This is a genomic window from Streptomyces bacillaris (assembly GCF_003268675.1).
In the GTDB taxonomy this organism is placed as follows: Bacteria; Actinomycetota; Actinomycetes; order Streptomycetales; family Streptomycetaceae; genus Streptomyces; species Streptomyces bacillaris.
In genome coordinates, this window is the sequence record NZ_CP029378.1 from 7645813 (window position 1) to 7663274 (window position 17462).

Consider the following 17462-nt stretch of genomic DNA (forward strand, 5'->3'; position numbering starts at 1 on the left):
CATACTGGACGGGCCGGGGAGGGCGCAGCACCGGCGGCGGGGAACGACGGGGGCGGGAAACGGCAGATGGCGGACACCAGGCTGATCCAGAGCCGGTACCGGCTGCTCGATCTGATCGGGCGCGGTGGCATGGGCGAGGTGTGGCGGGCGCGCGACGAGTCGCTGGGCCGGCTGGTCGCCGTCAAATGCCTCAAGCCCATGGGCCCCCAGCACGACCAGGCGTTCACCCGCATCCTGCGCGAGCGCTTCCGCCGCGAGGCCCGGGTCGCCGCCTCCCTCCAGCACCGGGGCGTCACCGTCGTCCATGACTTCGGCGAGCACGAGGGCGTCCTCTACCTCGTCATGGAGCTGCTGGACGGACAGAACCTCAGCCAGCTCCTGGAGGAGAACCAGCAGCGCCCGCTCCCCGTCGACCATGTCGTCGACATCGCGGAACAGGTCGCGGACGCCCTCGGCTACACGCATCGTCAGGGCATCGTCCACCGCGACCTGAAGCCCGCCAACATCATGCGGCTGACCGACGGCACGGTGAAGATCTGCGACTTCGGCATAGCGCGCCTCGGCCGTGACATCGGCATGACCTCCCGGCTCACCACCACCGGCATCGCCATGGGCACCCCGCACTACATGTCGCCCGAGCAGATCGGCGGCAAGGAGGTCGATCACCGCAGCGACCTCTACTCGCTGGGCTGTGTGCTGTACGAGATCGCCACCGGCGTGCCGCCCTTCGACCTGGCGGACCCCTGGGCCATCCTCGTGGGGCACCGCGACACCCGGCCCGAGCCGCCGCGCACCCACCGCGCCGAACTCCCCGGCTTCTTCGACCGTGTGGTCCTGGACCTGCTGGCCAAGGCCCCCGACGAGCGGCCCGCCGACGCGAGCGACCTGCGCCGCCGCATCGTGCTCGGCCGCTCGGGCGAACAGCCCGTGCCCGGTGTCGTACGACAGGAGTCCGCACGGCCGGCGTCCGGGCATGCGGGTTCCGTACGATCGGACACCGAACTACCCTCCTGGGCCCGGAACATGACGTCCGGTCACAAGGCGAACGGCTCCTTGAGCAGCCCCGCCGTCCCCAACCCCGCCGCCGGACTCACCCGCCGCTGGACCACTGCGGCGAGCACCGCCGCTCCCCGGCCCCCGCTCACCGACGGCTCCGCCGGCGTGCCGCCCGCCCGTTCCGCCCCCACCCCCGCCGCCGACCGGCTCACCGCACTGGCGAGCCGCCACAGCGAGGGCGTCGACCTGGGACGGCTCGGCCGCTGGGAGGAGGCGGTCGAGGTGCACCGCGCGGTCGCCGCCGAGCGCGAGAGCCTCCTCGGGCCCGACCACCCGGACACGCTCGCCAGCCGGTACGAGGTCGGCCTCACCCTCAGCCGCACCGGCCGGGCCGCCGACGCGCTGCGCGAGTTCGGCCAGGTCGCCGCGGGCCGCGAGCGCATCCTCGGCCCCGACCACCCGCAGACCCTCGGGGCCCGGGAGCAGACCGCGTACGTCCTCGGCCAGCTCGGCCGCCACTTCGAGGCCCACCAGGTGTACGCGGCGGTCCTCGCCGCCCGGGAACGGTCCATGGGCCCCGACCACCCCGACACCCTGCGCTGCCGCCACAACCTCGCCTTCAACCTCAGCCGGCTCGGCCGCCCCGAGGAGTCCTGGCAACTGGCCCGTCAGGTGGCCGACGACCGGTCCCGGCTGCTCGGCGCGACCCACCCCGACACGCTCGCCACCCGGTACGAGGTCGCCTACACCCTGGGCAGGCTGGGGCGCTGGGCGGAAGCCCTGGAGACGTACCAGGACATCGCCCGGGCCCGCGCCGCCACCCTCGGCGCCGACCACCCCGACACCCTCGCCGCCCGCTACGAGGCGGGCATCAGCCTCGGCCGGCTCGGCCGCAGCGCGGAGGCGCTGGAGCTGTACCGCGCCCTGGTCGCCGACCGTACGCGGGTGGGCGGCCCGACCGACCCCGAGACGCTCCGCGCCCGCCACGGCCTCGGCGTCAACCTGGGGCGTATGGGCCACTGGGAGGAGGCGCTGACCGAGGCGCGCGAGGTGTGCGCGATCCGGGAGGAGTCCCTCGGCCCCGACCACCCGGACACCGTGATCAGCCGCCGCGAGGTCGCCGTCGCCCTCGGCTGGCTGGGGCGGTGGTCCGACGCGCTGACCGCGTACCGGGAGGTCGCGGAGGCACGCGGCCGGGCGCTCGGCCCCGACCACCCGGAGACCCTCGCCGCCCGCAACGACGAGGCCCACTGCCTGGACCGCCTCGGCCGGAAGGACGAGGCCGCCGAGCTCTACCGCACCCTCGCCGCCCACCGCGCCCAGAACGCCCTGCCACCCCAGCACTGAGCGGGGCCCGGGGCGCGGTGCCGGGCTCCGGGCGCCCGGCCGCCCCTGGGTGCCGCGTTGGCCGTGGGCCCGCGCCGGGCCCGGGGGCTGCCAGGCCCGACGTGCCCGGCACCCCTGGCCGGGACCCGGCCGCCCGTGTTACGAAGGTGCATGCCCGCACCTGAGCCGTCCGCATCCCCGTCGTCCGCCCGCCAGCCGCACGCGCCCGCCCGGGACCGCTACGACGCCGTGATCGTGGGCGGCGGCCACAACGGTCTGGTCGCCGCCGCCTATCTCGCCCGCGCCGGGCAGTCCGTGCTCGTCCTGGAACGCCTGGACACCACCGGGGGAGCGGCGATCTCGACCCGCCCCTTCGCCGGGGTCGACGCCCGCCTCTCGCGCTACTCCTACCTGGTCTCGCTGCTGCCGCGGAAGATCGTCCGCGACCTCGGCCTGGACTTCGCCGTACGGAAGCGGACCGTCTCCTCCTACACCCCGGCGCTGCGCGACGGACGCCCCACCGGCCTGCTCGTCGGCGGCGACCGCACCCGGGAGTCGTTCGCCGCGCTGACCGGCGGCGAGCGGGAGTACGCGGCCTGGCAGCGCTTCTACGCCATGACGCAGCGCGTCGCGGAACGGGTCTTCCCCACCCTCACCGAACCGCTCCCCGACCGGGAGGTGCTACGGGCCCGCATCGACGACGCCGACGCCTGGCGGGCACTGTTCGAGGAGCCCATCGGGGTGGCCGTCGAACGGAACTTCACCGACGACCTGGTACGGGGCGTCGTCCTGACCGACGCCCTGATCGGCACCTTCGCGGACGCCCACGACGCCTCGCTGCTCCAGAACCGGTGCTTCCTCTACCACGTGATCGGCGGCGGCACCGGCGACTGGGACGTCCCCGTCGGCGGCATGGGCGCACTCACCGACGCCCTCGCCCGGGCCGCCCGAACGGCGGGCGCCGAGATCCGCGTACGGCACGAGGCGACCCGCATCGAGACCGACGGCGGCCACGCCGAGGTCACCGTCCGCACCCCCGACGGCGACCAGACCGTCGCCGCCCGCCGGGTGCTGGTCAACGCCTCGCCGCAGGCCCTCGCCGCCCTCCTCGGGGAGACCCCGCCCCCGCCCGCCGAGGGTGCCCAGCTCAAGGTGAACATGCTGCTCACCCGGCTCCCGCGCCTCCGCGACCGGTCCGTCGACCCCCGGCAGGCCTTCGCCGGAACGTTCCACATCGCCGAGGGGTACGGGCAGTTGGCCGACGCCTACCGTGAGGCGGCGGCCGGCCGGCTCCCCACCGCCCCGCCGTCCGAGATCTACTGCCACTCGCTGACCGACCCCTCGATCCTCGGCCCCGACCTCGCCGCGCGCGGCTACCAGACCCTGACCCTCTTCGGCCTCCACACCCCCGCCCGGCTCTTCGCCGCCGACAACGAGACCGCCCGCGCCACCCTCCTGAAGGCCACCCTCGCGGAACTGGACGCCCACCTGGAGGAGCCGATCACCGACTGCCTGGCGCTCGACGAGAACGGCGAGCCCTGCATCGAGGCCAAGACCCCGCTCGACCTCGAACGGGACCTCCGTCTCCCCGGCGGCCACATCTTCCACCGCGACCTCTCCTTCCCGTACGCGGAGGAAGGCGTCGGGCGGTGGGGCGTGGAGACCGCCCACGCCAATGTGCTGCTCTGCGGCGCGGGCGCGGTGCGCGGCGGCGGTGTGAGCGGAGTGCCGGGCCACAACGCGGCGATGGCGGTGCTGGAGGCCTCCTGAGCCTGCCGCGCGGGGGCCCGTCGCGCGGGCTTCCGGCACGCGGGGGCCCGGCGCGCGGGACCCCGGCAGGTGAGGGCTCGACCTCGCCGAGCCCTGCGCCGCCGGTCCCTGGCCTCGCCAGGCCCCGGGCTCGCCAGGCCTCCGGGCTCACCGGCCTCCGGCCTTACCGGCTCCCGCGCCGCTGGCCCCCGGGCTTACCGGCCTCCGGCCTCGCCAGGCCCCGCGCCGCCAGCCCCCGGCTCCCCGGGCCCCGCCCCACCGCCCCCGCGCCCCTAGCTCGGCTCAGTCCGCCGAGACCACCCAGCCCGTCGCCTCGATCCGCCCCGCGTCCCGGGGGCGGTCCGCGTCGAAGACCGTGCGGCCGCCGTCCCGGACCCGGAGAGCGTCGACGTACGCGCCGCGCCCCACGTACAACTGGTCCGTGGTGTAGCGCCACCTGAGCCGGACCCGCTTCCCGCGCCACGCCGACAGGTCCGCCTCCAGCCGGTGCCAGACCCGCCCCGACCAGCCGGATACCCAGCCCGCCGGATGCGGCTGCGGTCCCGGCCGGTGGTGGCCAGGCCCCGCACCGGCGTGACCGGCACCCGGCCCGGACCCCGGCCCCACCGTGGTGAACGGCACCGGCCGCCACTCCTGCCCCGCCGACGCCTCCAGCACCAGCCGGTCGGAGCCGGGTTCGGTGTCCCACCACAGGCCGCACTCAAGCCGGGCGCGTACGGAGTCAAGGCGCAGGGCGGGCAGGGTCAGCGTGGCGGTCGACGCGCTCGCCATCCCGGAGAACCAGGCCGTACGCCCACGCTCCGGCCGGACCGGCACCGCCCGCGCCAGCTGGTTGGCCGTCGCCACCCGGGGCGCGCTGCCCGAGCGCCAGCTCCGTACGGGATGGACCGAGTTGCCCAGCACGACCAGGAACGTGTCGGTCGACGGGTCGAGCACCAGGCTGGTCCCGGTGAACCCGGTGTGGCCCGCCGAGCGCGGGGTGGCCATCGCGCCCATGTACCAGTGCTGGTAGAGCTCGAAGCCGAGGCCGTGCTCGTCGCCGGGGAACGCGGTGTTGAAGTCGGTGAAGAGGAGATCGACGGAGGCCTCGGAGAGGATGCGGGAACGGCCGTAGACCCCGCCGTTGAGCAGCGTACGGGCGAGGACCGCCAGGTCCCTGGCGCAGGAGAAGACCCCGGCGTGCCCGGCCACCCCGTCGAAGCCGTAGGCGTTCTCGTCGTGCACCTCGCCCCAGACCAGGCCGCGTTCGAGGCCGGACCAGGGGAGCCGGGCGTCCTCGGTGGCGGCGATCCTCGGCTTCCAGGAGGCGGGCGGGTTGTAGCGCGTGCGGTGCATCCCGAGCGGAGCAGTGATCTCGTCGTGGAGCAGGACATCCAGGGTGCGACCGGTGATCTCCTCCAGGATCAGTTGCAGCGAGATCAGATTGAGGTCGGAGTAGAGGTAGGTGCTGCCGGGTGTGCTCGCCGGCACCTCCTTCCAGAGCATCCGGAGCTTCCCCTCCCGGGTCGGCTCCTGATACAGCGGGATCCAGGACCGGAAACCGGAAGTGTGCGTCAGCAGTTGACGGACCGTGATGTCCTGCTTGCCGCCGCCCGCGAAGTCCGGGAGGTACGTGGCCACCGCGGCCTCCAGCTCCAGCGCCCCCCGCTCGATCTGCTGCACCGCCAGGATCGACGTGAACAGCTTGGAGATCGAGGCCAGGTCGAAGACGGTGTCCTCCGCCATCGGGATCTGCTGCTCCGCCGGGAACTCCACCCCGGTGTCCGTCGTCTCGTCGTACGCCGCGTAGCGCACCGCCTTGCCGATCGGCCGGTGCAGCGCCACCGTCCCGCCCCGCCCGGCGAGCAGCACCGCCCCCGCGTACCAGGGGTGCTTGGGGGAGTCCGCGAGATACGCCTCGGCCTCGCGCACCAGCTGGTCCAGCGGCCCCTGGAGCAGCCCGGCGCGGGCCGCGCTGCCGCGCCGCAGCGTGGGCCGGTGCGGACGACCTGCCTCTGGTGCCATGCCCGTTGCCGCTCCCGCCTCCGTCGTCGCCGGGCCCGTGCCCGGTGTGCCCCGTTCGGCCGCCCCGGCCAGGGGGATCGGCGCCAGGGCGAGCGCGCCGCCCAGTGCCAGTATCCCGCCGCCCAGTCTCCGGCGGCCGATGCCGATCCCGGTGGCGCCGACCGCGGCACCGACGCCCCCGGCCCCAGCTGTGTCCGTGGTCCCTGCCGTGACCCCGTTCTCCGCCGTGTCCCCGTTCCCCGGGGTCTCCCCGTTCCCTGCCGCGTACCCGGTCATCCGCAACCCCTTCCCGTGCCCGGAGCCGGTCGCCGCCCGGTGGTGCCCGCGCCACGGCCACGGCCCCGGCGCGAAAGTAACTTCCGAAATCTCGCCGAGCAGTGAAAGTTCCTGCCGCCGCCGAGGTTACTGTCGCCCCCGCCGTCCCGTACGCCTCCGGACCCGCAAAGAATCTGACACTGCATCAGAAAATCTCTTCCCTCGGCCGCTCGGCTGCGCCATCCTGCCGCCCATGGAGACGGAGCTGAGCAGAGAACTGGGCATCGAGCACGCCATCTTCGGCTTCACGCCGTTCCCCGCCGTCGCGGCGGCCATCAGCAGAGCCGGCGGCTTCGGCGTGCTCGGCGCGGTCCGCTACACCGACCCCCAGGAGCTGGCCCGCGACCTCGACCGGCTGGACAAGCTGGCCGACGGCAGGCCGTACGGACTCGACGTCGTCATGCCGGCCAGGAAGGTCGAGGGTGTCACCGAGGCCGATGTCGAGGCGATGATCCCCGACGCGCACCGGGGCTTCGTCCAGGAACTGCTGGCCCGTCACGGCGTGCCCGAACTTCCCGAGGGCGAGGCGAGCGGCTGGCGTATCACCGGCTGGATGGAGGAGGTCGCCCGGCGCCAGCTCGACGTGGCCTTCGAGTATCCGATCAAGCTGCTCGCCAACGCCCTCGGCTCCCCGCCCGCCGATGTCGTCGAACGCGCCCATGACCACGGCGTCCGTGTCGCCGCCCTCGCCGGAAGCGCCGAACACGCCCGCAGACACGCGGCGGCCGGTATCGACATCGTCGTCGCCCAGGGGTACGAGGCGGGCGGCCACACCGGCGAGATCGGCTCCATGGTGCTCGTCCCCGAAGTCGTCGAGGCCGTCGCCCCGCTGCCCGTGCTCGCCGCCGGAGGCATCGGCAGCGGCGAACAGATCGCCGCCGGGCTCGCCCTCGGCGCCCAGGGCGTCTGGCTCGGCTCCCTCTGGCTCACCACCGAGGAGGCCGACCTCCACTCACCGGCCCTCACCCGCAAGCTCCTCGCCGCGGGCTCCGGCGACACCGTCCGCTCCCGCGCCCTCACCGGGAAACCCGCACGCCAGCTCCGTACCGCATGGACCGACGCCTGGGACGACCCGGCCGGACCCGGCACCCTCCCCATGCCCCTCCAGGGGCTGCTGGTCGCCGACGCCGTCTCCCGGATCCAGAAGTACGAGGTCGGGGCGCTGCTCGGCACCCCGGTCGGGCAGATCGTCGGCCGGATGACCAGCGAACGCAGTGTGCAGGCGGTCGTCGACGATCTGACGCGCGGCTTCGAACGGGCCGTCACCCGCATCAACCGCATCGCCGGAAGGAGCGCTCCGTGACCCCGCCCCCCAACGGCTTCTGGGCCCAGGCCACCGCCGACCCCCACCGCACCGTCCTCGTCGCCCCCGACGGCGAGGAGTGGAGCGCGGGCCGCCTCCACGCCGACGCCAACCGCATGGTCCACGGGCTGCGGGCGGCCGGGTTGCGCACAGGGGACGCGTTCGCCGTCGTCCTGCCCAACGGCACCGAACTCCTCACCGCCCACCTCGCCGCATCCCAGGCAGGCTTCTACCTGGTCCCGGTCAACCACCACCTCACCGGCCCCGAGACCGCCTGGATCGTCTCCGACTCGGGCGCCCGCGTCCTCATCACCCACGAACGCTTCGCCACCGCCGCGACGGCCGCCGCCGACGAGGCCGGACTCCCCGGCAGCCACCGCTACGCCGTGGGGATCGCCCCCGGCTGCCGCCCGTACGCCGACCTGCTCGACGGACACCCCGCCACCCCGCCGGAGAACCGCACGCTCGGCTGGGTCATGAACTACACCTCGGGCACCACCGGCCGCCCGCGCGGCATCCGCCGCCCCCTCCCCGGCAGGCTCCCCGAGGAGACGTACCTCGGCGGCTTCCTCGGCATCTTCGGCATCCGGCCGTTCGACGACAACGTCCACCTGGTCTGCTCACCGCTCTACCACACAGCGGTGCTCCAGTTCGCGAGCGCCGCTCTCCACATAGGACACCGGCTCGTCCTCATGGACGGCTGGGCGCCCGAGGAGATGCTCCGCCTCATCGACACCCACCGCTGCACGCACACGCACATGGTCCCGACCCAGTTCCACCGACTGCTGGCCCTGCCGGAGGAGGTGAAGGAGCGGTACGACGTCTCCTCGATGCGCCACGCCATCCACGGGGCCGCCCCCTGCCCCGCCCCCGTGAAACGCGCCATGATCGACTGGTGGGGGAGCTGCGTCGAGGAGTACTACGCGGCCAGCGAGGGCGGCGGAGCCTTCGCCACCGCCGAGGAGTGGCTGAAGAAGCCCGGAACCGTCGGCAAGGCCTGGCCGATCAGCGAACTCGCCGTCTTCGACGACGACGGCAACCGGCTCCCGCCCGGTCAACTCGGCACGGTCTACATGAAGATGCTCACCGGCGGCTTCAGCTACCACAAGGACGAGACCAAGACCCGCTCCAGCCGCATCGGTGACTTCTTCACCGTCGGAGACCTCGGCATCCTGGACGAGGAGGGCTATCTCTTCCTCCGCGACCGCAAGATCGACCTGATCATCGCGGGCGGCGTGAACATCTACCCCGCCGAGATCGAGGCCGCCCTGCTCACCCACCCCGCCGTCGCGGACGCCGCCGCCTTCGGCATCCCGCACGCCGACCGGGGCGAGGAGGTCAAGGCCGTCGTGGAACCGGCCGAGGGATACGAGGCGGGCGAGGCGCTCGCAGCCGAGATCCTGGCCCACTGCGAGCAGCGGCTCGCGGGCTACAAGCGCCCCCGCTCGATCGACTTCATCGCCGCGATGCCCCGCGACCCCAACGGCAAGCTCTACAAACGGCGGCTGCGCGAGCCGTACTGGGAGGGCCAGGAACGGCCCCTGTAGCAGGACGCGGGGTCCGTGAGGAAGAGCCCCCTCACGGACCCCGCCCATCAGTTACCGCCGCTCGTGCACCCGCACCACCCGCAGCTGCGGCGAGCGCGCGATGTCCTTCTCGCAGAACCGGGACGTCACCCACCGCCCGTCCGAGAACAGCCGCGTCTGGTCGCTGTAGTGCGGCGAATTCGGGTTCGAGGACTGGGAGTACGTGAGCAGCGTCCGGGCCACCGGGCACCGGCTGTCGTCCCAGCCGACGGCCTGGATGTAGCTCGAACCGGCCGACACCTCGGTGTAGCCGCCCGCCGCCGGGTTCCACACCGGCTCGATCTTGTTCCAGACGCCCAGCGACTCCGTCCCGCCGCCGACCGGGATGCGCTTCCCGTTCCGTACGACGAACTGGTGCTTGCCCAGAGGCGCGTCGAGCGCGATACGGGCCGCCCGCAGCTCGGTCACCGTGTCGGCCAGCGCCCTGGAGAGGCCGGGCGCGGCGGTGTCGATGCCACGCGGCGTACGTACGGGATCGGCCGCGTCGAACGGCACCTTCCACAGCTCCGCCGCCGGTACCCCGGCCGTCGCCTTGCGCCAGAACCGGTCGAAGAGCAGCGCGCCCCGGCTGTCGTCGGCCACGCTCCGGTCCCACCGCCGCAACACCGGGCAGGCCGCCGACACATCGACCGCCGCCCCGTCACTGCCCACGGCCGTCCCGCCGGGCAGCGCCGCGCACCACTGCGCCACATCGGCCGCGACCAGATCGCCGGTCGGCGCCCGGTTGGCGAGCTGCTGGCGCTGCAGGTCACCGACGCGCAGCCGTCCGCGCTCCGCCATCGCCGCCACGTCCTCGATCGCGCCCCGGGTCCGGATCGACCGCTGGGTGGCGGTCGTGCCGAAGACTCGCTCGTACCCCGTCAGCGGCCGGTCGGCGTTGGCCAGCCAGGCGCTGTCGTTGGAGTTCTCGACGTACGGGGCGTTCTTCAGGGTCGGCATCCGGCCCGGCCCGAAGATGCCCGGCTGCACCGCGTCCCGGTCGCGGCCGAGCGCGCACGACGCCTTCGAGCCGTCGAGCACCGCGAGACCGGCCGAGGGGTAGGTGGCCTGGCCCAGCGGGGTCGAGCAGCGGGCCGCCAGCTCGTCCGTGATCCTCGGCAGCACCTGCGCCTGGGAGAAGAAGGAGTTGCCCGACCGGTCGGCGGCGATCGTGTTGACCCAGGGCAGCCCCTGGGAGCGGTGCAGCGACCGCTCGATCCCGGCGGTGGAGCGGGCCTTGCTGAAGCCGAGCGCGGTGTCGGCGGCGCGCAGATTCGTCGCGTTCGGGTCGTTGAGCGCGTACGCGGTGGTCGCCGTCCAGGGCAGCGGGAGCGCCGCCCCGAACGCGGTGACCACCGGGCCGTACCGGGTCCACCACTGCGTCCGGGTGACCGGCGCCCCGTCCTTCACCGGCACGGTGACCGTGCGCTGCGTCATCCGCTCCGGCTTCCCGTCGACAAGATAGACCGTGGGATCGGCCGGATCCAGCGTCAGCTGGTGCAGGTTCAGGGGGACGCCGGTCGCCACGGTGTGGCTCCACGCCACGTCCGCGTTGTGCCCGATCGAGATGGTCGTCGAGCCGAGGAGGGAGCCGCCCGCCACGTTCAGCTCACCGGGGATCGTCTGCTGGGACTGCCAGAAGCGGCGGCCGCCGTCCCACGGGTAGTGCGGGTTGCCGAGGAGCAGGCCGCGCCCGTTGGCGGTGGTGGAGCCCCGGAAGGCGACCGCGTTGGAGCCCATGTCGGCGTTCTGCGTCGAGAGGAGGCGCTCGGCCGCCGCTGCCGCCTCCTTGGGGGTGACTCCCGCTGCGGGCGGTGCGACCGTCGGCGGGCGGGTCGCCGTGATGCCGTCGACGGCACGCCCCTGCCCGCCGAGCACCGACAGCGCGAAGCCGTGCGCCGCCATGTCCAGCGCGGTGATCGGCCGCACCCAGGAGGCGCCCCGGCAGGCGGGATCGGTGATGCGGTGACGGTTCTGCGCCAGCCACGCGTTGTACCCGGCGGCGAACCCGCGCATCGACTCCTTGGCCTCCCGGCTCGGACCCGCCGGGGCCGGAACCTTCAGCAGCCTCTCCACCGTCCCGCTCTCCCGGACGCCCCGGAAGAACAGATCGCTCGAGAGGTTCGTGGTCGCCGAGGAGAGGGAGAAGTCCGGTGCCGCGTCCGGGCCGAAGAACTTCGACCGCTCTCCGCGCACGGTGACGAACCCGTCCGCCAGCGTGCAGACCTGGTCGGCGGCCTGCGCCCAGCCGGTGCCGAAGCCGAGGTTCGCGTAGTCCTTCGCCACGATGTGCGGAATGCCGTACTCCGTGTACCGGACGGTGGCGGAGAGCCCGCCGCCCTTCGGGTGCCGGGCCTCCGGCGCACCGGAGGCGGCGGCCGGTGGCAGCGACGCCGACACGGTGAACAGGGCGAGACCGGAGACCGCGAAGAGTCTGAGGCGGTTACGGAAGGTCAAGGGTGTTCCTCCCAACACAGCGGGTGGCCAGGGTGGTTCGCCCGGTCCGCCGGGCAGCCACGCGCCACTCAGCCAGGGCGCCGCGCCCGCTGTCAACCGTCTGGTCGGTATCCGGCCGCCCGGCACACCCCGGCCTCCCCGTGACACGCCCCGCTCGCCGCCCTCCGCCCCGACATCCCCGCTCCCGTGCCGACACTCCCCGACGGCCCCTTGACCCGCCGGGCCCGGCCGCACAGGATCACGCCATGACCGGTGTACGCAGCAGCACAGTCGACGGCGTCCTCACCCGCAGCGCCCGCCGCACCCCGGAACGGACCGCCGTACGGTACGGCGACCGCGTCTGGAGCTACCGGGCCCTGGACGCGGCGGTCTCCACCACGGCTGCTGTCCTGACGGGGGATCACGACCTGCACCCCGGCGACCGGGTGGCCTCGTACGCCCACAACTCGGACGCCTATCTGATCGCCTTCCTCGCCTGCGCGAGGGCCGGGCTCATCCACGTACCGGTCAACCAGAACCTCACCGGCGACGACCTGGCCTATCTCCTGGACCAGTCGGGATCCGCCCTCGTCCTCACCGACCCGGACCTCGCGGACCGGGTCCCCGTCGGCCGCCCCGTACGAGCTCTGCGCGACGCTCCGGGCTCGCTCCTGGACGCCCTGGGGACCGAGCGGCCCTTCACCCCGGAGCGGGCCCCCGGCTCCGGCGACCTGGTGCAGCTGCTCTACACCTCCGGGACCACGGCCCTCCCCAAGGGCGCGATGATGACGCACGGGGCCCTGGTCCACGAGTACGTCAGCGCGATCACCGCCCTCGGCCTGGCGGCGGGCGACCGGCCCGTGCACTCGCTGCCGCTCTACCACTCCGCCCAGATGCACGTCTTCCTGCTGCCGTATCTGGCGGTCGGCGCGGAGAACACCATCCTGGACGGGCCGGACGCGGGCCGGATCTTCGACCTGGTCGAAGCGGGCCTGGCCGACAGCCTGTTCGCCCCGCCCACCGTCTGGATCGGCCTCTCCCACCACCCCGACTTCGCCGCCCGCGACCTCTCCGCCCTCCGCAAGGCGTACTACGGGGCGTCGATCATGCCCGTGCCCGTCCTGGAACGGCTCCGCGCCCGCCTGCCCCACCTGGCCTTCTACAACTGCTTCGGCCAGAGCGAGATCGGCCCGCTCGCCACCGTCCTCGGACCCGACGAGCACGAGGGGCGGATGGAGTCCTGCGGCCGGCCCGTCCTCTTCGTGGAGGCCCGGGTGGTCGACGAGGAGGGCCGCGAGGTCCCCGACGGCACGGCAGGCGAGGTGGTCTACCGCTCGCCCCAGCTCTGCACCGGCTACTGGGACAAGCCCGAGGAGACGGCGGAGGCCTTCCGCGACGGCTGGTTCCGCTCGGGCGACTTGGCGGTCCGGGATGCCGAGGGCTACTTCACCGTCGTCGACCGGGTGAAGGACGTCATCAACTCGGGCGGCGTCCTCGTCGCCTCCCGCCAGGTGGAGGACGCCCTCTACACCCACCCCGCCGTCGCCGAAACCGCGGTCGTCGGCCTGCCCGACGAGCGCTGGATCGAGGCCGTCACCGCCGTCGTGGTCCTGCGCGACGAGGCGAGCGACGCCGAACTCATCGCCCACGCCCGCGAGAAGCTCGCCCCCTTCAAGGCACCCAAGCGGATCGTCTTCGTGGAGGAGCTGCCCCGCAACGCCAGCGGAAAGATCCTCAAGCGGCAACTGCGCGACGAGCTCACCTGAACCCGGCCGCTACAGCCGCCCCGCCTCCACGATCCGGCGCAGGAACTTCTGCGTCCGCTCCTCCCGGGGCGCGCCGAACACCTCCTGCGGGGTGCCGCGCTCCAGCACCACGCCCGCGTCCAGGAAGCAGACCTGGTCGGCCACCTCACGGGCGAAGGCCATCTCATGGGTGGCGATCACCATCGTCATGCCCTCGTCCTTCACCTCGCGGACCAGGTTCAGCACCTCGCCCACCAGCTCCGGGTCCAGGGCGGCGGTGATCTCGTCCAGGAGCAGCAGCCGGGGCCGTACCGCCAACGCCCGCACGATGGCCGTACGTTGCTGCTGGCCGCCGCTGAGCCGGTCCGGGTACTCGTCGGCCTTGGCCCCGAGCCCGAGCCGGTCCAGCAGTTCGCGGGCCTGTGCCTCGGCGTCGGCGCGGGAGAGGCCGTGCACGCGCTGCGGGGCGAGGGTGATGTTCTGCAGGACGGTGAGGTGCGGGAAGAGGTTGTACGCCTGGAAGACCACCCCGATCCGGCGGCGTACCGCGTCCGCGTCGGCCCGGGGGTCGGTGATCTCCTCGCCGTCCAGCCAGATCGCCCCGTCGTCCACCTCCTCCAGGAGGTTGGCGCACCGCAGCAGCGTCGACTTGCCGGACCCGGAGGCACCGATCAGCGCGGTCACCGTGTGCGGGGCGACCTCCAGGTCCACGTCCCGCAGCACCAGCGACGTACCGAACGACTTGCGGACCGCCTCCATCCGCAGCACCGGGCCTCCCGGGGCGGCTGCCTTGCTCATACGAGTCCTCCCTGCGCCCGCCGCCGGTCCATCCGGGCCGTCACCCAGTCGGTGAGCCGGGTCATCGGGATGGTCAGCGCGACGAAGACCAGCCCCGCCACCACGTACGGGGTGTAGTTGAAGTCCTTGCTGGCGATGATCTGCGCCGCGTACACGGCGTCGACCGCACCGGCGATCGAGACGAGACCGGTGTCCTTCTGGAGGGAGACCAGGTCGTTGAGGAGCGGCGGCACCACCCGGCGTACCGCCTGGGGCAGCACCACGAACCGCAGGGTCTTGCCGCTGCTGAGCCCCAGCGACCGGGCGGCGGCCCGCTGCGAGGGGTGCACGGACTCGATGCCGGCCCGGAAGACCTCCGCCACGTACGCCGAGTACGTCAGCACGAGCGCCGCGCCGCCCAGCAGGACCGGGTCGTTGGTCACCCCCTCCAGGCGCAGCGCGGGCACCCCGAAGACCACCATCAACAGGCAGATGATCAGGGGCAGTCCACGGAAGAAGTCCGTGTACGCGGTGGCCAGCGCCCGGATCGGGAAGAACACCGGACCGCGCAGCGTACGGGCCACGGCCAGCAGCAGCCCGAGCGCCAGCACGGCGGAACCGCACATCAGCAGCAGCCGCAGGTTGAGCCAGAGGCCCTCCAGGACCTCGGGCAGCGCCTCGCGCGCGTAGTGGAGGCTGAAGAACGTCTCCTGCGTACGCTGCCAGCCCGGTGACCCCGTGATCAGGAAGTACAGCACCACCCCCGTGACCAGGGTGCTGGTCGCGGCGATGGCCGTGGCCCGCCGGGTGCGGGTGCGGTGGTGGCGTTCACGGGCGAGCCTGCGCTCGGAGGGGGTGTAGGTGTCCGTGCCCACCACGGGCGGCGTCTTGTGCAGCGTCACTTGAGCACCGGCGCGTCGACGGCGTCGGAGAGCCATTCCTTCTCCAGGGCGGCGAGGGTGCCGTCCTTCCGCAGGGCGTCCACCGCACCGCTCACGCAGGAAGTGAGGGCGGACTCCTTGTCCAGCACCAGACCGAACTGCTCAGGATTGTCCGTGGAGTTGGGGAACTGGCCGACGACCGTCGCCTCCGGCACCTCGGCCCCCGTGATGTAGAAGGCGGTGGGCAGGTCCACCACGATGGCGTCCACCTGGCCGGTCTTCAGCGCCGACTTGGCGAAGTCGTTGCGCTGATAGACGGCGGGCTTCTGGTCGGGCTTCACCAGGTCGTTGATGAACTCCAGGCTGGTGGTGCCCACTTGGGCGCCCAGCTTGACGTCCTTCAGATCGGCCAGGCTCGTCGCCTTCGCGGCCTTCGACGACTTGAGGGCGACGACCGCCTGGCGGACGTCGTAGTAGCCCGAGGAGAAGGCGACGGCCTTCTTGCGGTCCTCGTTGATGGAGACCTGGTTGATGTCGAAGTCGAACTTCTTGGCGCCGGGCGCGAACGCGCTGTTGAACGGCGTGTGCTGCCAGACCACCGCATCGCGCTCGTAGCCGAGCTGCTTCGCCACCGCGTACGCCACCGCCGACTCGAACCCCTTGCCGTTGGACGGGTCGTCGTCGGAGAACCAGGGGGCGTACGCGGGCTTGTCCGTGCCCACGGTCAGCTTCCCCGGGACCTCGGTGGCGAGCTTGCCCGGCGCGCACGCCCCGGCCGTCCCACCGGCCTGGCCCGATGCTTTCGTCTGCGGTCCGGCCTCCGGCTGCGGGGCGCAGCCGGTCAGGGCGGCGAGGAGGACGGCGGCGGAGCAGGCGGCGGTGACCAGGGAACGGTTGGCGAGATGCATAGCGGGAGACTTCCAGTGCGCGGGCCTCCCTGTCGAGATTTTCCAGCAACTGTCCGCATAGTGAGAAGGGGTGTTGCGGACGTGTGAACTCCGTGGTGGGAGGCCTGACTTCGGGTGGTCTCGCTCACTCCGTCCCGGTCTCCCGCAGGTCCACGATCCGCCGGATCTTGCCCACCGAACGCTCCAGCGACTCCGGGTCCACGATCTCGACGTTCACCGACACCCCGACGCCGTCCTTGACGCCTGCCGCGATGGCCCGGGCCGCCTTCTCCCGTTCGTCGGCCGTCGCGTCCGGCCGCGCCTCCGCGAAGACCGTGAGCGCGTCCAGCCGCCCGTGCCGGGTCAGCCGCAGCTGGAAGTGCGGGGCGACGGCGGGCGTACGGAGCACGATCTCCTCGATCTGGGTCGGGAACAGGTTCACCCCGCGCAGGATCACCATGTCGTCGCTGCGCCCGGTCACCTTCTCCATCCGCCGGAAGATCCGGGCCGTCCCCGGCAGCAGCCGCGTCAGATCCCGGGTGCGGTAGCGGATCACCGGCATCGCCTCCTTGGTCAGCGAGGTGAAGACCAGCTCCCCTTCCTCCCCGTCGGGCAGCACCTCACCGGTGAACGGGTCCACCACCTCCGGGTAGAAGTGGTCCTCCCAGATGTGCAGCCCGTCCTTCGTCTCCACGCACTCCTGCGCCACCCCGGGGCCCATCACCTCGGAGAGCCCGTATATGTCGACCGCGTCGATCGCGAACCGGTCCTCGATCTCCCGCCGCATCGCCTCGGTCCATGGCTCCGCGCCGAAGATCCCCACCTCGAGGGAGGTCGTCCGCGGGTCGACGCCCTGCCGCTCGAACTCGTCCAGCAGCGTCAGCATGTACGACGGCGTCACCATGATGATCTCGGGGCGGAAGTCCTGGATCAGCTGCACCTGCCGGGCGGTCATGCCGCCGGAGGCGGGGATCACCGTGCAGCCGAGCCGCTCGGCCCCGTAGTGCGCGCCGAGCCCGCCGGTGAACAGCCCGTAGCCGTAGGCCACATGGACCTTGTGGCCGGGCCTGCCGCCCGCCGCCCTGATCGACCGGGCGACCACGTCGGCCCAGGTGTCCAGGTCCCGTTCGGTGTACCCGACCACGGTCGGGCGCCCGGTCGTCCCGCTGGAGGCGTGGATGCGGCGGACGTCCCGCTCCGGCACGGCGAACATCCCGAAGGGGTAGTTGTCGCGCAGATCGGCCTTGGTGGTGAAGGGGAAGCGGGCGAGGTCGGCGAGCGTACGGCAGTCCTCCGGCCGCAGCCCCGCCCCGTCGAAGGCGGCCCGGTAGAAGGGGACGTTCTCGTAGGCGTGGCGCAGGGTCGTGCGGAGCCGTTCCAGCTGGAGGGCCTCCAGCTCCGCGCGTCCGAGCCGCTCCGCCGCGTCCAGCATGGCTGTCATCAGGGCCCTTCCTCCC

11 protein-coding genes are annotated in these 17462 nt (G+C 73.0%); 5 read left to right on the plus strand and 6 right to left on the minus strand.

Going from position 1 to position 17462, the window contains the following annotated elements:
* Positions 1–66 precede the first annotated feature (66 nt).
* Positions 67–2343, plus strand: a complete 2277-nt coding sequence (locus DJ476_RS33270) for a serine/threonine-protein kinase (protein WP_103417012.1) — start codon at positions 67–69, stop codon at positions 2341–2343.
* Between the two features lie 150 nt (positions 2344–2493).
* Entirely contained in the window at positions 2494–4092 is a 1599-nt protein-coding gene (locus DJ476_RS33275) for a phytoene desaturase family protein (protein ID WP_112492257.1), read from the plus strand.
* A 282-nt stretch (positions 4093–4374) separates the two neighbouring features.
* Here the strand turns inward: DJ476_RS33275 and DJ476_RS33280 are convergent, their stop codons facing one another.
* On the minus strand, positions 4375–6372 hold the full coding sequence (locus DJ476_RS33280; RefSeq protein ID WP_318294840.1) for a serine hydrolase: 1998 nt from the start codon (positions 6370–6372) through the stop codon (positions 4375–4377).
* A gap of 232 nt (positions 6373–6604) precedes the next feature.
* On the opposite strand from DJ476_RS33280, the gene DJ476_RS33285 reads away from it, so the two are divergent.
* Both DJ476_RS33285 and DJ476_RS33290 read left to right on the plus strand, forming a co-directional pair.
* The gene (locus tag DJ476_RS33285) at positions 6605–7714 is read left to right on the plus strand and encodes an NAD(P)H-dependent flavin oxidoreductase (RefSeq protein WP_112492258.1); all 1110 of its coding nucleotides are present in this window, start codon (positions 6605–6607) and stop codon (positions 7712–7714) included.
* On the plus strand, positions 7711–9261 hold the full coding sequence (locus DJ476_RS33290; protein ID WP_112492259.1) for an acyl-CoA synthetase: 1551 nt from the start codon (positions 7711–7713) through the stop codon (positions 9259–9261). Before DJ476_RS33285 ends, DJ476_RS33290 begins: the two co-directional genes overlap by 4 nt.
* Before the next feature lie 51 nt (positions 9262–9312).
* On the opposite strand, the gene DJ476_RS33295 is transcribed toward DJ476_RS33290, so the two are convergent.
* Positions 9313–11736, minus strand: a complete 2424-nt coding sequence (locus tag DJ476_RS33295; protein WP_112492260.1) for a penicillin acylase family protein — start codon at positions 11734–11736, stop codon at positions 9313–9315.
* Positions 11737–11981: 245 nt separating this feature from the next.
* Between DJ476_RS33295 and DJ476_RS33300 the strand changes: the two genes are divergently transcribed.
* A complete protein-coding gene (locus tag DJ476_RS33300) occupies positions 11982–13481 on the plus strand; it encodes an acyl-CoA synthetase (protein WP_112492261.1) in 1500 nt (499 codons plus the stop codon).
* 9 nt (positions 13482–13490) lie between these two features.
* Here the strand turns inward: DJ476_RS33300 and DJ476_RS33305 are convergent, their stop codons facing one another.
* The 4 genes from DJ476_RS33305 to paaK all read right to left on the minus strand — a co-directional run bounded on the left by DJ476_RS33305 (position 13491) and on the right by paaK (position 17446).
* Positions 13491–14258 (minus strand): amino acid ABC transporter ATP-binding protein, encoded by a 768-nt coding sequence (locus DJ476_RS33305; protein ID WP_103417018.1) that lies wholly within the window; start codon positions 14256–14258, stop codon positions 13491–13493.
* Positions 14255–15139 carry an amino acid ABC transporter permease gene (locus DJ476_RS33310; RefSeq protein WP_112492262.1) on the minus strand — a complete coding sequence of 295 codons (885 nt, stop codon included), beginning with the start codon at positions 15137–15139 and terminating at the stop codon, positions 14255–14257. Before DJ476_RS33310 ends, DJ476_RS33305 begins: the two co-directional genes overlap by 4 nt.
* Entirely contained in the window at positions 15136–16026 is an 891-nt protein-coding gene (locus DJ476_RS33315; protein ID WP_103417020.1) for an ABC transporter substrate-binding protein, read from the minus strand. Before DJ476_RS33315 ends, DJ476_RS33310 begins: the two co-directional genes overlap by 4 nt.
* Before the next feature lie 124 nt (positions 16027–16150).
* Positions 16151–17446, minus strand: coding sequence for a phenylacetate--CoA ligase PaaK (gene paaK / locus DJ476_RS33320; RefSeq protein ID WP_112492263.1), 1296 nt, complete (start codon positions 17444–17446; stop codon positions 16151–16153).
* Between the last annotated feature and the right edge of the window lie 16 nt (positions 17447–17462).

Coding starts and splice junctions, on each gene's coding strand:
- DJ476_RS33270 (WP_103417012.1), top strand. CDS start 67: ATGGCGGACACCAGGCTGATCCAGAGCCGGTACCGGCTGCTCGATCTG.
- DJ476_RS33275 (WP_112492257.1), top strand. CDS start 2,494: ATGCCCGCACCTGAGCCGTCCGCATCCCCGTCGTCCGCCCGCCAGCCG.
- DJ476_RS33280 (WP_318294840.1), bottom strand. CDS start 6,372: ATGACCGGGTACGCGGCAGGGAACGGGGAGACCCCGGGGAACGGGGAC.
- DJ476_RS33285 (WP_112492258.1), top strand. CDS start 6,605: ATGGAGACGGAGCTGAGCAGAGAACTGGGCATCGAGCACGCCATCTTC.
- DJ476_RS33300 (WP_112492261.1), top strand. CDS start 11,982: ATGACCGGTGTACGCAGCAGCACAGTCGACGGCGTCCTCACCCGCAGC.
- DJ476_RS33305 (WP_103417018.1), bottom strand. CDS start 14,258: ATGAGCAAGGCAGCCGCCCCGGGAGGCCCGGTGCTGCGGATGGAGGCG.
- DJ476_RS33315 (WP_103417020.1), bottom strand. CDS start 16,026: ATGCATCTCGCCAACCGTTCCCTGGTCACCGCCGCCTGCTCCGCCGCC.
- paaK (WP_112492263.1), bottom strand. CDS start 17,446: ATGACAGCCATGCTGGACGCGGCGGAGCGGCTCGGACGCGCGGAGCTG.